A 13,656-nucleotide genomic window follows, 5' to 3' on the forward strand; every position below is an offset into this window, starting at 1 on the left:
GACATACGCACGTAATCAAACCGGTGTATTGATGGGAAACCAGTGGAAATCCGGGCTGGCATTGCCCATCGGTTGCATGGGTGGTGAGGTTGGAACGATAAGGGCGGGGCGGGTCTGCTTCCGGCCCCGACTTATCCATGATTTGCCGGCGGCGACGAAAAACCGCCACTTGTATAGGTGCAATCAATTGCTGCGCTTGCCCCGATGGTGGTAGCAATAAGGCGGGCCGGGCATGCCTGCCGCGTGGGGCGGACGGACCGGTAGCGGCTCGACAAGGGAATGGTGCGGCATCTTGCACGAAATGGGAAACATTCCGGGTCTGTCCGAGGGGGATTACGCCGCCCTTTACGACCGAATCGCACAGTCGCCGCAAGGTCTTGCCTTCCTGCGTGAGCATGCGCGCCGTGCGGGCGAGGCGGGCCAGACGCGGGTCGAGGTGGCAATACGCGACCTGCGCAGCCTGTTCGAAAGCCAGACAGGTCTTTTGCAGACCTCCGGTCGGGCCGAGGTGCTGCGCAGCGAACTGATGGAGATGGCGGCATCGATCGAGCAGGCGCGGCGCGAGATCGCGGCGCTGCGGCCCAAGGATTCCTCCAACAACCGCCTGGACATCGCCACGAACGAACTGGACGCCATCGTCTCCACCACGGAGCGCGCGTCGATCGAGATCCTGCAATCGGCCGAACGGCTGATGGAGGTGGCGGGAAGGCTGAAGCGCCTGGGGGCCGATGCCGACCTGGTTGCCGATATCGAAAACGAGGTCACGAACATCTTCACCGCCTGTTCCTTCCAGGACCTGACCGGTCAGCGGACGAGCAAGGTGGTGAATGCGCTGCGCTATGTCGAACAGCGCGTCAATGCCATGATTTCCATCTGGAATATCGACAGCGTCAAGGCCACACCGCCGGCCGGTCCGGTTGATGCCCGCCCCGACGCCCACCTGCTGGGCGGTCCGCGCGACGATGGTGTCGACCAGAGCGAGGTGGATGCGCTGCTGTCGGGGGCCGCACCCGCACCCCGTGCCCCGTCACCGCCACCACCACCGCCCCAGCGGGCGGCGCCGGCCGCGGCGGATGTGGAACCGCCGAATCCGCTGGACCAATCCGAAATCGACAATCTGTTCGACTGATTAAACGGAGACTCGCGATGGACTACACCGTCCACACCGCCGCTGATGGTTTGCGCGTCACCCTGTCGGGCCGTATGACGCTGATCGACCATGAAAAGTTCCGCAACGTCGTCGATGCGATCGAAAAGGCGGAAGGCACGGTCTGCATCTTCGACCTGACGCGCCTGGAATTCGTCGACAGTTCGGGGCTGGGCATGTTCCTGATCGCCCGCGACGTTGCCCTGCCCAAGAAGATGGAGATCGAGCTGTTCGGCGCGCAGGAATCGGTGAAGCGCATCCTGCAGATCGCCAAGTTCCAGACCCTGTTCCGCGTCACGCCCTGATCCAGGGGCCGCCGTCATGGTGTCCTCCCCCCCGCAATCCGCTGCCGGCCTGCCCCCGTCCATCGGCGGGGAGGTGGCGTCCAGCCTGCTGCGCCGGCTGGCGATGGCGCATGGTCTGGTTCAGACCGATTGGGCGGTGGAGGCAGCGGAAGCGGGGGGCTTGACCGCCGCCCCCGCCATTCTGATCACGCTGCGCGGCAGCACGCGGGAACTGGAGGTCGCCCTGGCCCTGGGGACCCGCGCCTATGTCGAAATGGGCGATGACGGGGAGTTGCCGCTCGGCCTGCTGCCGCTGCTGGCGGGGCCGCCGGGCCTGCATCTGTCGCTGTCCACGGTCACCAGCTTCAGCCTGGATATCGCCCCCCTGCTCTGCAATACCCTGGTGGCGCGGGGCTGGCTGCACCCGCATCGACGGCCGGATGTGGAGATATGCCTGCACGAGGCGGTCAGCAACGCCATCGTTCATGGCAATCTGGACATCCATCACGGCCCTTCGGCCGATGCCGGTGCCTTCGACGGGTTCTTCCGCGCCGTGCAGGACCGGCTGGCGGACCGCACCCATGCCAGCCGCCGGGTGACGGTGGAGGCGGTGGTCGGGGCGGAGGACCTGTGCCTGCGGATCAAGGATGAGGGGCGGGGACATCCCGGCCATGTGCCAGCCAGCATCGACAAGCTGGAGGCCAAGTCCGGGCGTGGCATCCGTATCATGGGGGAGTTGGCTGACCGTGTATCCTTCGCCGATGCCGGCCGCACCGCCAACCTGCATTTCCGCCGATGAACGAGGTTGGCACGATCCCGCCCGGCCAGGGCCCCAGCCGCATCAGCTTCGCCGATTGCCGCGTCTTGATCGTCGATGACAGCCGGTTCAACCGGGAGATCCTGTCGCGCTTCATGCACTGGGTCGGCATCGGCCGGGTCGATTTCGCCGCTGACGGGGGGGAGGGGCTGGCCCGGCTGCGATCCACCAACTATGACCTTGTCGTGCTGGATATCGGCATGCCAGTGCTGGACGGGCTCAGCCTGTGCCGGCGCATCCGGGATGAGCCGGCCTGGGCCGACCTGCCGGTACTGATGCAGACATCGGCCGCCAATGACCCGGCCGGGGTGAAATGTTTCGAGGCCGGGGCCAGCGACATCATCACCAAGCCGATCAATCCCGGCGAATGCATGGCCCGCGTCCGCCTGCATCTGGAAAAGCAGTTCTTTTTCCGAAACGTGACGGATTTCCACCGCCGTTTGCAGAGCGATCTGAAGCTGGCCCGGTCGATGCAGACCTCGCTGATCCCGGCGGCGCGGACCATCGCGGCGGCCGGCGCCCGTCACAAGCTGGCGATCGAAGGACATTTCGAACCGTCGGACGAGCTGGGGGGCGATTTCTGGACCCTGTTCGACCTGGGCGACGATCAGTTGGGCCTGCTGTCGGCGGATTTCTCCGGCCATGGCATATCGGCGGCCATCAACACCTTCCGCTTCCACACCCTGATCGAGCGTATTCCACCCCTGGGGCTGGAGCCGGCGGAATGGCTGAGCATGCTGAACCGTCCGCTGAAGGATTTGCTGCCCGTGGGGCAATTCGCCACCTGCTTCTACGGTATCATCGACAGTCGTCTGGGGACCTTGTCCTATGCCGCCGCCGGCGCGCCCAGCCCCATGCTGTTCCATAACGGCCAGGTGACGATGCTGGACGCCAGCGGTCTGATGCTGGGCGTCACCAACAACCCGTCCTTGACCGCCGACACCGTGCCGTTTCCGCGCGGCGCCTCTCTGCTGGTCTATTCCGACGCGATGACGGAGGCTGACGACAAGGCCGGACATCTGATCGGGGAGGATGGATTGCTGCGTCTGGTCCGGCAATGTTTCCCTGGTGGCGAGAACAGGCTTGCGCGATTGCTCGCCGCCTTCGACACTATGGCGGCGCGGCCGCTGGCCGACGACCTGACAGCCATTTGCATCAGCAGGGTGTGACCATGCCTGTGATGTCGCTTTTCGAGTGGATAAAGGGCCTGTTCAAGCCCAACCGCCGGCGTTTTGACCGGCATGCGGTGCAGTTCAGCATCCGTCTGCTGGCGGGTGGTCAGACCTATGACTGCCATATGCGCGACGTGTCGCCATCGGGTGCCCTGCTGGTGGAGGCCCCGAACCTGCCCATCGGTACCATGACGGTGCTGGAGATACCGCAGATCGCCCTGTCCACCGACGCCCGCGTGGTGCGGCGGACCGAGCTGGGGATCGGGATCGAGTTCTCCCGCGATGGGGTTGGCGCCATCGTGGCCGGTTGGGCCAAGGGATTGAGCCCCCTCACGGAATAGGGATGGGTATGGGAGGGTTTCGCCGGCAAGCCTTGCGTCGGCGTGCCCGGCGGTCCATGTCCTATGGTCTTTGTCCCGCTTGTTCACGGAAACCGATCTTGGTCCTGCCCATTGACGCCGCGCGAAAGAAGGCCACCCCCACCCGCGCCCTGCTGGGCCGGCTGTCGGCGGCCTATCTGGGGCCCTACAAGCCCAAGCTGGCCCTGGCCCTGCTGCTGATGGCGCTGGAGGCGACGGGGACGGGGGCCGTGGCCTGGGGGTTCCAGCCGCTGCTGGACCGGGCGTTCCAGCCCGACAATCACGGTTTCCTGCTGCCCTTTGCCGCCCTGATCATGGCAGCCTTTGTGGTGCGCGGCACGGCCTCATATGGCCATTCGGTGCTGGTCAACCATGTCGGCCAGCGCATCGTGGCCCGCATCCAGGCCCAGGTCTATGGCCACCTGATCCGCTCCGACCTGGCCTATCTGCACGGGCGCGCGTCGGGCCAGTGGATATCGCATCTGGTCAATGACGTGAACCAGATGCGGCTGGCCGTGTCGGAATGCCTGACGGGGGCCGTCAATCACGGGCTGACGCTGGTGGTGCTGGTCTGCCTGATGTTCTATCAGGATTGGCGGCTGGGCCTGATCGCCTTCACGGTATTTCCCGTATCGGGCTGGTTCCTGGGGCGGCTTGGCAAGCGGCTGCGCCGCATCGCCGCCAGCCAGCAGACGGAACTGGGCAATTTTTCCGCGGTGCTGGGCCAGACCTTCCAGGGGGCCCGGCATGTGAAGGCCTATGGCATGGAGGTGTATGAGGAGGCGCGCGTCGGTGGCACCATCGACCGGCTGCGCAAGCTGACGGCGAAAAGCTATCGCACCGGTGCCTCCATGCTGCCCATCAACGAGATTTTCAGCGGCATGGCGGTGGTGGGCGTCATCGTCTATGGCGGCCTGGCCATTGCCGAAGGCACGCGGACCGCGGGCCAGCTGGTCAGCTTCATCGGGGCCTTCATGCTGGCCTATCAGCCGATGAAGGCCCTGACCAAGCTGAATGCGCAGTTGCAGGTGGGGCTGGCGGCAGCGGAACGGGTGATGGCCGTCCTGGACACGCCATCCAGCATCACCGACCGGCCGGGGGCCAAGGCCCTGCCGCCGGAAAGCCGTCATGATATCCGCTTCACCGGCGTCCGCTTCTCCTATGACGGGGAGAGGGAGGCGCTGGACGGCGTCGATATCACGGTGCCGGCCGGGCGCACCGTGGCGCTGGTGGGGGCGTCCGGGTCCGGCAAGACCACGGCGCTGAACCTGATCCCGCGTTTCTATGAGGTGACGGAAGGGTCCGTCACCGTGGCCGGACAGGATGTGCGCGACCTGACATTGTCATCCTTGCGCGCCTCCATCGCGCTGGTCAGCCAGGAGACGGCCCTGTTTGACGACACGATCCTTGCCAATATCGCCTATGGCCGGCCCAGCGCGTCCCGTGCGGAGGTGGAAGCGGCGGCCCGCGACGCCGCCGCGCATGATTTCATCATGGATCTGCCCGATGGATATGACACCCTTGTGGGGGAGATGGGGCTGAAACTATCGGGCGGGCAGCGCCAGCGGGTGGCCATCGCCCGCGCCATGCTGAAGAACGCCCCCATCCTGCTGCTGGACGAGGCGACGTCGGCGCTGGACAGTGCGTCGGAGCGGGCCGTGCAGGAGGCCTTGCGCCGCCTGCAGGCCGGCCGCACCACCCTGGTCATCGCCCACCGCCTGTCCACCATCGCCGATGCCGACCATATCTATGTGATGGAGGCCGGCCACGTGGTGGAGCAGGGCACGCATGAGCAGCTGCTGGCCCAGGGCGGAGCCTATGCCCGGTATCAGATGCTGCAGGGTGGCGTTTAGTGTCCTCTTCGCCGGGGGACGAAGAAAGATAATTACGCGGCCACCGCCTGCAATCTTCCATTCACCAGATCGCCATAATCCGCGATCATCGCCCGACAGACCTCTCCGGGCGTGAACGACCAGTCACCAATGCGGTTGACCGGCGTCACTTCGGCGGCCGATCCGGTCAGGAATATCTCTGTCGCGTGCTGAACCTCATCCAGGGTGAAGTGGCGTTCCACCACGCGGTAGCCGCGGCGGCGGGCCAGGTCGATCACCGTGCGGCGGGTCAGGCCATTCAGGAAACAGTCGGGGATGGGGGTGTGGATCGCGCCATCCTTGACCATGAAGAAATTGGCGCCCGTGGCTTCGGCCACATAGCCGCGATAATCCAGCATCAGCGCATCTTGCTGCCCATTGCGCTCCGCCTCATGCTTGGACAGGGTGCAGATCATATAGAGGCCGGCGGCCTTGGCCTCCGTAGGGGCGGTGTCGGGGGCGGGGCGGCGCCAACGGGCGATCTCCAGCGCGATGCCCTTCATCCGGGCTTCCGGGGTGAAGTAGTTGGGCCATTCCCAGCAGGCAACGGCCAGGTGGATCTTGTTGGCTTGTGCGGCCACGCCCATCATCTCGCTGCCGCGCCAGGCCACGGGGCGCAGATAGCCGTCGCGCAGGCCGGCTTCCTTGCACACCTCCTGCTTGGCGGCGTCGATCTCCTCGGCGCTGTAGGGGATATCGAAGCCCATCAGTTCCGCCGAGCGGCGCAGGCGCTGCGAATGTTCGTGGGACTTGAAGATCACGCCATTGTAAATGCGCTCCCCCTCAAATACACAGCTTGCATAGTGCAGGCCGTGGGTGAGGACATGCACTTTCGCCTGGCGCCAGGGGACAAGGGCCCCGTCGAACCAGATATGGCCATCGCGGTCATGGAAGGGGATGAGCGTCATTCGGGGCTTCCTTGTTGTTTTATGTCGTGTACAACCCCATCCACGATACGGAATTGCGGAAATAAGTCAACATGGCTGACATAAAATCAGGACCGAACCCGCTCTTCCTGCGCGAGGAGGACCTTCGCCAGGGCATTGAACTGCTGTTCTATGCCTATCGCGACTTCACGGCCGAACCTGACGCCATGCTGGCGAAGATCGGGCTGGGCAGGGCGCATCACCGTGTCGTTTATTTTGTCGGCCGCTATCCGTCGATCACGGTGACGGAGTTGCTGGGCATCCTGCAGATCACCAAGCAGAGCCTGAGCCGCGTGCTGTCCGACCTGGTGGAGCAGGAATATATCGCCCAGCGTCCGGGCACCAAGGACCGGCGCCAGCGCCTGCTGACCCTGACGGAAAAGGGCGTGGAGCTGGAACGCGGCCTGTCGGACGCCCAGCGCGCCCGCATCGCCCAGGCCTATCGCGCCGCCGGCGCCGCGTCGGTGGAGGGGTTCCGCACCGTCATGCTGGGCATCATCGACGCAGAAGACCGCGCCAAGTTCCCGCCGCCGGGCAAGCGGTGACCAAAGGCCCCGTCCATGCTATGTGAGGGGCCATGATGAGCGTCGATTCCGCCGAACAGCCCCATATTCTGGTCGTTGACGACGACACGCGCCTGCGTGAGGCGTTGCGCCGCTATCTGGGCCAGAACGGGTTCCTGGTGACGGGGGCGGCCGACGCGGCGGAGGCACGGGCCAAGCTGGCGGGGCTGGAATTCGACCTGATCGTGCTGGATGTGATGATGCCGGGGGAAAATGGTCTGTCGCTGTGCCGCGACCTGTCGGGCAAGGGGGGCGCGCCCATCCTAATGCTGACGGCGCGCAGCGAGGCCGATGACCGTATCCATGGGCTGGAAGCCGGGGCCGACGATTACCTGTCCAAGCCGTTCGAGCCGCGCGAGCTGGTGCTGCGCCTGAACGCCATCCTGCGCCGCACGTCGCGCATGGTGGCCCGCGCCACCCTGGCCGCCTTGCCCGTCCGGCTGGGCCGATACCTGTTCGATGCGGAGCGGGAGGAGTTGCGAGCCGGCGAGGAGATCATCCGCCTGACCGCCATGGAATCCAGCCTGCTGCGCGCCCTGGCGGCGGAGCCCGGCGTGGTGCTGAGCCGCGAGGCGCTGGTGGAGAAGGCTGGCGTCGATGCCGGCAACGAGCGCACGATCGACGTGCAGGTCACGCGCCTGCGCCGTAAATTGGAAGATGATCCGCGTGAACCGCGTTATCTTCAGACGGTGCGCGGCGAAGGCTATGTGTTGAGGCCCGATTGAACGGCTGGTTTCAGGATTTGTGGCGACGGCGTCCCCGGCCGATGCGCATGTTGAAGCGCTACGTGCCGGCGACCCTGTTCGCGCGGTCGCTGTTGATCATGATGACGCCCGTGGTGCTGGCCCAGGCCATCGCCACTTTCGTCTTCTATGATCGGCATTGGGACACGATGACCAACCGGCTGGCCAATTCCGTGGCGGGTGAGATCGCCCTGGTCATCGAGCAGCTGGCCCGTGACGGGGATGATGGTGCGCGGGAAGAGACGCTGTCCATGGCGGCCCGCAATACCGACATCCTGTTCTCCTGGACACCCGAAGAGATATTGCCCGACCCGCCGGCCCGCCTGCGCGGGGCGCTGGAGGAGACATTGGGAAAGGCGCTGGATGACCGGGTGCGCCGGCCCTGGCGCATCAACAGCAATGTCGCCCATAAATGGATCGAGATAAGGGTACAGTTGTCCGACGGGGTGCTGTCGGTGCTGTCGCCGGAACGCCGTCTCTATAGTTTCACCAGCTATCTGTTCATCATCTGGATGCTGGGCAGTTCGCTGGTGCTGTTCTCCATCGCCACCTTGTTCATGCGCAACCAGATCCGGCCCATCCGCCGCCTGGCGGTGGCGGCCGATGCGTTCGGCAAGGGCCGCGACATGGCGGATTTCCGCCCCGAGGGGGCGGTGGAGGTGCGTCAGGCGGCCCACGCCTTCCTGCTGATGCGCGACCGCATCCGCCGGCAGATCGCGCAGCGCACGGAAATGCTGGCCGGGGTCAGCCACGATCTGCGCACGCCCTTGACCCGCATGAAGCTGCAATTGGCCATGATGCCGGACATGGCGGAGGTGGAGGAGCTGAAGGCCGACGTGGCCGAGATGCAGGTGATGATCGACGGCTACCTCTCCTTTGCCAGGGGGGATGGCGAGGAGGAGGAGCGGCAGGTGGACCTGTCGCTGCTGCTGGCCGAGATCGCGGGCAATGCAAGGCGGGAGGGGGCGCGGCTGACGCTGGACCCGATGGTGACGCAGGGCGAAGCGGTGGTGCTGCCGCTGCGTCTGTTGTCGCTGCGCCGCTGCCTGACCAACCTGATCGGCAATGCCGCGCGCTATGGGCGGCATGTCTGGATCAGCCTGGAGCGGCGGGGCAATTTCGTGGAAATCCTGATCGACGATGACGGGCCGGGCATTCCCGATGATCAGCGCGATGCGGTGTTCCGCCCCTTCTTCCGGCTGGAGCCGTCGCGCAACCAGAAGACCGGCGGCGTGGGCCTGGGCCTGACCATCGCCCGCGACATCGCCCGGCGCCATGGCGGCGACGTCATCCTGCGCGACAGCCCGCAGAAGGGCTTGCGGGCTGTCGTGCGGCTGCCGCTGTGATCACTTCACTTCCACGGCATATGTCGCCACGTCCGGCGTGGTCTTGATCAGGCTGCGGGCCTTCAGAAACTGGGCGAAACGCGCGTACCGGGCGTTGTCCAGCGCGCGGGGGCTGTGGGCGAAGCGGGCCACGCTGTCCTTCCAGGCGCGCTTGTTCAGCTCCGTATCCAGATCCTTGCGGCCCTTGATGAACAGGGCCCAGGCGGCGTCCGGATGGTTGATCAGGTATTGGGTGCCGCGTTCCACCGCGTTCAGGAAGCGGCCGATGCGCGGGTCGTTCACTTTGTTCCTGGCGGTGATGAACACCAGCTCGTCATAGGCGGGCACGCCCTCTTCCTCGGGGAAAAAGGCGCGGCCTTGCTTGTTCTCGATCGCCATCTGGTTCAGTTCGAAATTGCGGTAGCCCCCGACAATGGCATCCACCTGGCCCGCGAACAGGGCCGGAGACAGGGAGAAATTGACGTTGACCAGGGTGACATCCTTCAGGGACAGGCCGTGTTTTTCCAGCATGGCGCCCAGCAGCGCATCCTCGAACCCGCCGACGGAGAAGCCGATCTTCTTGCCCTTCAGATCCTTGATGGACCTGATAGGGCCATCCTTCAGGACAATGACGGTGTTGAGCGGCGTGGCCACCAGGGTGCCGACGCGCACCACGGGCAAGCCGGCATCGACCTGCAGGTGCAATTGCGGCTGATAGGAGATGGCGATGTCGCCCTGGCCGGCGGCCACCAGGCGCGGCGGATCGTTGGGGTCGGCCGGGGCGATCATCTCCACCGCCAGCCCTTCATCCTTGAAATAGCCCTGTTCCTGCGCCACGTAGAGCGGCCCATGGTCGGGGTTCACGAACCAGTCCAGCAGCACCGTCATCTTGTCCTGGGCCATGGCGGGCAGGGCGGCACCCGCCATGGTGGCGGCCACGGCCATCGCCCGCATCCAACGCATCTTCATTATGTGTCTTCCTTGCTCATCACGCTGTCGGGAAGCCAGGGCATGGCCCGGCGTAACATCACATCCACCAGCAGCCACAGGCCGACGGCCAGCAGCGCCAGGATGAAAAGAGCGGCGAAGGCCAAATCGGTCTGTACCCGCGCCGTGGCATGCAACATCAGATAGCCCAGCCCCGCCGACGCCCCCACCCATTCGCCCACTACAGCCCCGATGGGTGCCACGGCGGCGGCCATGCGCAGGCCGGAACCCAGGGCGGGCAATGCTGCCGGCACCCGGATATGGCGCAGCAGGGTCCAGGGCGTGGCCCCCATGGTCCGCGCCAGATCCAGCCAGCCGGGATCGGTGCGCCGCAAGCCATCATAGAAGCTGGCGGTGACGGGGAAGAAGATGATCAGGGTAGCCATCGCCACCTTGGACGCCATGCCATAGCCCAGCCACAGTACCAGCAGGGGTGCGATGGCGAAGACCGGCACCGCCTGGCTGGCCAGCAGCAGCGGCAGCAGCCAGCGCCGTGCTGCCTGCAACGCCGTCAGGGCCAGGGCCGCCAGCCCGCCGCAGAGCGTGCCCAACATCAGGCCCAGCACGATCTCCAGGCCCGTATAACCCGCATGCCGGGCCAGCAGCGCGTAATCTTCCCACAGACGCACGGCCACTCGTTCCGGACCCGGAAGGATATAGTGCGGCAGTTCTGCAAGCCGGACCAGCAGCGTCCAGGCCAGCAGCAAACCGGCCAGGGTGGTCAATCCCCGCAGGATACGCCCGGTCATGCGGTACCCCCGCGCAGGCGGGACAGCAGCTGACCCTGCAGGGACAGCAGGGCCGGCAGATCGGGCGGGCGGGGCGTGGCGCCGGATGGGATGATGGCATCGGACAAGCGCACCGGATTGCCGGACAGGACCAGCACCTGATGGCCCAGGCGCAGCGCCTCCATCGGGTCATGGGTGACCATGATCACGGTGCGCCCGGTCAGCAGGCCGGCCGCCAGATCCTGCATATCCAGCCTGTTGATGGCATCCAGGGCCGAGAAGGGCTCGTCCATCAGCACGATGGGCCGATCCTCGAACAGGGTGCGGGCCAATGCTGTGCGCTGGCGCATGCCGCCGGACAGGGCGTCGGGCCGCTGCCTTTCCCAGCCGTCCAGCCCCACCGCCGCCAGCAGGGCCATGGCCCGGTCGCGGATGATGGCGTCCAGCCGGACCCCGCGCAGCTTTGCCCCCAGCATGACATTGTCCAGGACGGGGGCCCAGGGCAGCAGCAGGTCCTGCTGCCCCATCCAGGCGATGCGGCCGGCGACGGGCATTCCGTCATCGGCGGTGACGGTGCCTTCCCCCGGCAGCAGCCCGGCGATGCGGCGCAGCAGGCTGGACTTGCCCACGCCGCTGGGGCCCAGAAGGCAGGTGGTCTGTCCCGCCGGTGCCGTCAGGTCCAGGCCCGTGAACAGCGTTTGCCCGCAAAACGCGATGGCGGCGTCACGGACATGGATGGCAGGGGCGGGCGGGGCCGCGCGCGGTCCCGATGGTTCATTCATGGGTCACTGTCCCTACGCCGGTATCAGCCGGATCAGGTTCCAGGGGTCGTCCCGTACAGGACCTCTCAGCCGACAATCGGCTCCCCCCAGTGAGGTGGGTTGGTTATGGCAAACACAGGGCAGTCCCGCAAGGTTAATGGTACCCTGGGGAAGCCGGTGACGGTGCTTGCGGGTACGCGCTGTCTGATGTCAAATCCGGGTGTCTGGAATGGGAGATACCATGCGCAAGTCCCTGATTCTCGTGACCTTCCTGTCGGCCCTGGCCCTGCCGGCCCATGCCGCCACCTTGCCCGAGGGGCCGGCCCTGCGGGTGGCCATCGAGAAGTCGGATGCCGACTTCTTCGCGCTGTTCTTCGAAGGCTGCGACCCCGATCGCCTCGCCACCATGCTGATGCCTGATTTCGAGATGTATCATGACAAGGGCGGAGAGGTGGCGCGCCGCTGCCCCCTTCGTGGCGGAATATAAGAAAGGTTGTGAGGAGAAGAAGAAGCCGGATGCCTGGCGGTCGCGTCGCGAACTGGTGGCCGGCACCATGACCCTGCATCCTATCGCCGGCATCGGCGTGATCGAGCAGGGCGACCATGTGTTCTATGAACGCAAGGGCGACGGGCCGGAGAAGCGGGTGGGCAAGGCCCGCTTCACCCAGCGCTGGCGGCTGGAGCCCGATGGTTGGAAGCTCTCCCGCGTCTTCTCCTACGATCATGAGGCCGTGAAATAACGTCGCGGGTGGTGCGGTGCGGCTTGTTCCCTTTCGCGCTGCGGCATAGGATCGGGTCATCATGCCCGACAGCGCCACCCTGTCCGAACCCGCCCCTGCATTGCGACGCGACGCGATGGCCTGTCCGCTTTATCTTGGCGGTGAAATCTATCGCCATTCCAGCTATGGCAGGAAGCATCCGCTGTCCATCCCGCGCGTCACGGTCGCGACCGACCTGATCCGTGCCATGGGCTGGCTGGATGATGCCGCCTATGTGGACAGCCCGCAGGCCACCCCGGAGCAACTGGCCCGGTTCCATGACCGCGATTATATCGCCGCGGTTCAGCGGGCCGAGCGTGACCAGCGCGTGGACCTGGACACGGCCCTGCGTTACGCATTGGGCAAGCTGGAAAACCCGGTCTTTCCGGAAATGTACCGCCGCCCGGCCATCGCCGCTGGTGCCGCGATTATGGCCGCCGATCTGGTGCGTGATGGCGGGGTGGTGCACTCCCCGGCCAGCGGTACCCACCATGCCCGGCCCGGACGGGCCAGCGGCTTCTGCTTCTTCAACGCCCCGGTGCTTGGCATCATGGCCCTGCTGGACCAGGGGCTGGACCGCATCCTCTATGTGGATCTGGACGCCCATCATGGCGACGGGGTGCAGGATGCCTTTCATGATGATGAACGCGTCCTGACCATCTCCACCCATGAGGAGGGGCGGTGGCCCTATACGGGCAAGCTGGCGGACCGGGCCGGCGGCATGGCCCGTAATATCCCGCTGCCCGCCGGCCTGAATGATGACGAGTTCCGCCATGTGGTGGAGGAGGCGATCATTCCGCTGGCCGTGGCGTTCCGGCCGCAGGCCATGATGATCCAGACCGGTGCCGATGCCCTGGCCGACGATCCGCTCTCCCGCCTGTCCTTGTCCAACCGCGCCCTGTGGCGGGCGGTGGGCGATCTGGTGGGGTTGGCGCCGCGCACCATCGTGGTGGGTGGTGGTGGTTACAATCCCTGGTCGGTGGGCCGCGCCTGGGCCGGTATCTGGGCCGTGCTGAACGGTATCGACCCGACGCCGGCCGAACTGACGCCGGCGGGGGTCCAGGTGCTGAAATCCCTGACCTGGGACCGGCGCGAAGGGCGCAACCCGCCGGCCCGCTGGTTCCACACCCTGGCCGATGCCCCGCATGAAGGCCCGATCCGCGACATGGTGCGGCAGGCGACGGCGGCCGTGCGCGATCTGTGATAGGATGCGCG

At 66.0% G+C, this 13,656-nt stretch carries 16 protein-coding genes and 1 riboswitch; of the genes, 12 read left to right on the forward strand and 4 right to left on the reverse strand.

The features are described 5' to 3' along the window. Positions 1-301 precede the first annotated feature (301 nt). The 6 genes from AC1Q7F_RS08725 (at position 302) to AC1Q7F_RS08750 (ending at position 5,632) form a co-directional block, all read left to right on the forward strand. On the forward strand, positions 302-1,129 hold the full coding sequence (locus AC1Q7F_RS08725) for a protein phosphatase CheZ (protein WP_492505797.1): 828 nt from the start codon (positions 302-304) through the stop codon (positions 1,127-1,129). Positions 1,130-1,146: 17 nt separating this feature from the next. Beyond that, a complete protein-coding gene (locus tag AC1Q7F_RS08730; RefSeq protein WP_492505799.1) occupies positions 1,147-1,452 on the forward strand; it encodes an STAS domain-containing protein in 306 nt (101 codons plus the stop codon). Positions 1,453-1,468: 16 nt separating this feature from the next. Beyond that, positions 1,469-2,230 (forward strand): ATP-binding protein, encoded by a 762-nt coding sequence (locus tag AC1Q7F_RS08735; RefSeq protein ID WP_492505801.1) that lies wholly within the window; start codon positions 1,469-1,471, stop codon positions 2,228-2,230. Continuing rightward, positions 2,227-3,417 (forward strand): PP2C family protein-serine/threonine phosphatase, encoded by a 1,191-nt coding sequence (locus AC1Q7F_RS08740; RefSeq protein WP_492505803.1) that lies wholly within the window; start codon positions 2,227-2,229, stop codon positions 3,415-3,417. The genes AC1Q7F_RS08735 and AC1Q7F_RS08740 overlap by 4 nt, the downstream gene beginning before the upstream one ends. Positions 3,418-3,428: 11 nt before the next feature. After that, positions 3,429-3,761 (forward strand): PilZ domain-containing protein, encoded by a 333-nt coding sequence (locus AC1Q7F_RS08745; RefSeq protein WP_492505805.1) that lies wholly within the window; start codon positions 3,429-3,431, stop codon positions 3,759-3,761. A gap of 98 nt (positions 3,762-3,859) precedes the next feature. Then, positions 3,860-5,632, forward strand: a complete 1,773-nt coding sequence (locus AC1Q7F_RS08750) for an ABC transporter ATP-binding protein (protein ID WP_492505807.1) — start codon at positions 3,860-3,862, stop codon at positions 5,630-5,632. Positions 5,633-5,664: 32 nt separating this feature from the next. Here AC1Q7F_RS08750 and AC1Q7F_RS08755 read toward each other — a convergent pair whose 3' ends face one another. Next, positions 5,665-6,558, reverse strand: coding sequence for a branched-chain amino acid aminotransferase (locus AC1Q7F_RS08755; RefSeq protein WP_492505809.1), 894 nt, complete (start codon positions 6,556-6,558; stop codon positions 5,665-5,667). 71 nt (positions 6,559-6,629) lie between these two features. Here AC1Q7F_RS08755 and AC1Q7F_RS08760 point away from each other — a divergent pair, with 71 nt between their 5' ends. The 3 genes from AC1Q7F_RS08760 to AC1Q7F_RS08770 are packed head-to-tail and all read left to right on the forward strand — an operon-like array spanning position 6,630 to position 9,228. Beyond that, positions 6,630-7,121, forward strand: a complete 492-nt coding sequence (locus AC1Q7F_RS08760) for a MarR family winged helix-turn-helix transcriptional regulator (RefSeq protein WP_492505811.1) — start codon at positions 6,630-6,632, stop codon at positions 7,119-7,121. Between the two features lie 32 nt (positions 7,122-7,153). Then, complete coding sequence (locus tag AC1Q7F_RS08765; protein ID WP_492505813.1) at positions 7,154-7,864, forward strand: response regulator; 711 nt, start codon at positions 7,154-7,156, stop codon at positions 7,862-7,864. A 47-nt stretch (positions 7,865-7,911) separates the two neighbouring features. Next, complete coding sequence (locus AC1Q7F_RS08770; RefSeq protein ID WP_492505815.1) at positions 7,912-9,228, forward strand: ATP-binding protein; 1,317 nt, start codon at positions 7,912-7,914, stop codon at positions 9,226-9,228. Here AC1Q7F_RS08770 and AC1Q7F_RS08775 read toward each other — a convergent pair whose 3' ends face one another. The 3 genes from AC1Q7F_RS08775 to AC1Q7F_RS08785 all read right to left on the reverse strand — a co-directional run bounded on the left by AC1Q7F_RS08775 (position 9,229) and on the right by AC1Q7F_RS08785 (position 11,704). After that, a complete protein-coding gene (locus AC1Q7F_RS08775; RefSeq protein ID WP_492506487.1) occupies positions 9,229-10,170 on the reverse strand; it encodes an ABC transporter substrate-binding protein in 942 nt (313 codons plus the stop codon). It abuts the gene before it with no gap. A 5-nt stretch (positions 10,171-10,175) separates the two neighbouring features. Beyond that, positions 10,176-10,943: an ABC transporter permease gene (locus tag AC1Q7F_RS08780; protein ID WP_492505817.1), complete on the reverse strand. Its 768-nt coding sequence runs from the start codon at positions 10,941-10,943 to the stop codon at positions 10,176-10,178. Beyond that, positions 10,940-11,704, reverse strand: coding sequence for an ABC transporter ATP-binding protein (locus AC1Q7F_RS08785; RefSeq protein ID WP_492505819.1), 765 nt, complete (start codon positions 11,702-11,704; stop codon positions 10,940-10,942). The genes AC1Q7F_RS08780 and AC1Q7F_RS08785 overlap by 4 nt, the downstream gene beginning before the upstream one ends. Then, positions 11,697-11,801, reverse strand: a riboswitch (TPP riboswitch). (Overlaps the previous gene by 8 nt.) A 123-nt stretch (positions 11,802-11,924) precedes the next feature. On the opposite strand from AC1Q7F_RS08785, the gene AC1Q7F_RS08790 reads away from it, so the two are divergent. The 3 genes from AC1Q7F_RS08790 (at position 11,925) to AC1Q7F_RS08800 (ending at position 13,645) form a co-directional block, all read left to right on the forward strand. Beyond that, entirely contained in the window at positions 11,925-12,170 is a 246-nt protein-coding gene (locus AC1Q7F_RS08790) for a hypothetical protein (RefSeq protein ID WP_492505821.1), read from the forward strand. After that, the gene (locus tag AC1Q7F_RS08795; RefSeq protein ID WP_492505823.1) at positions 12,118-12,423 is read left to right on the forward strand and encodes a hypothetical protein; all 306 of its coding nucleotides are present in this window, start codon (positions 12,118-12,120) and stop codon (positions 12,421-12,423) included. Before AC1Q7F_RS08790 ends, AC1Q7F_RS08795 begins: the two co-directional genes overlap by 53 nt. A 61-nt stretch (positions 12,424-12,484) precedes the next feature. Then, positions 12,485-13,645: an acetoin utilization protein AcuC gene (locus tag AC1Q7F_RS08800; RefSeq protein WP_492505824.1), complete on the forward strand. Its 1,161-nt coding sequence runs from the start codon at positions 12,485-12,487 to the stop codon at positions 13,643-13,645. The last annotated feature ends 11 nt before the right edge of the window (positions 13,646-13,656 follow it).

The sequence above is a fragment of the Niveispirillum sp. GW835-FHT14G11 genome (assembly GCF_058793615.1).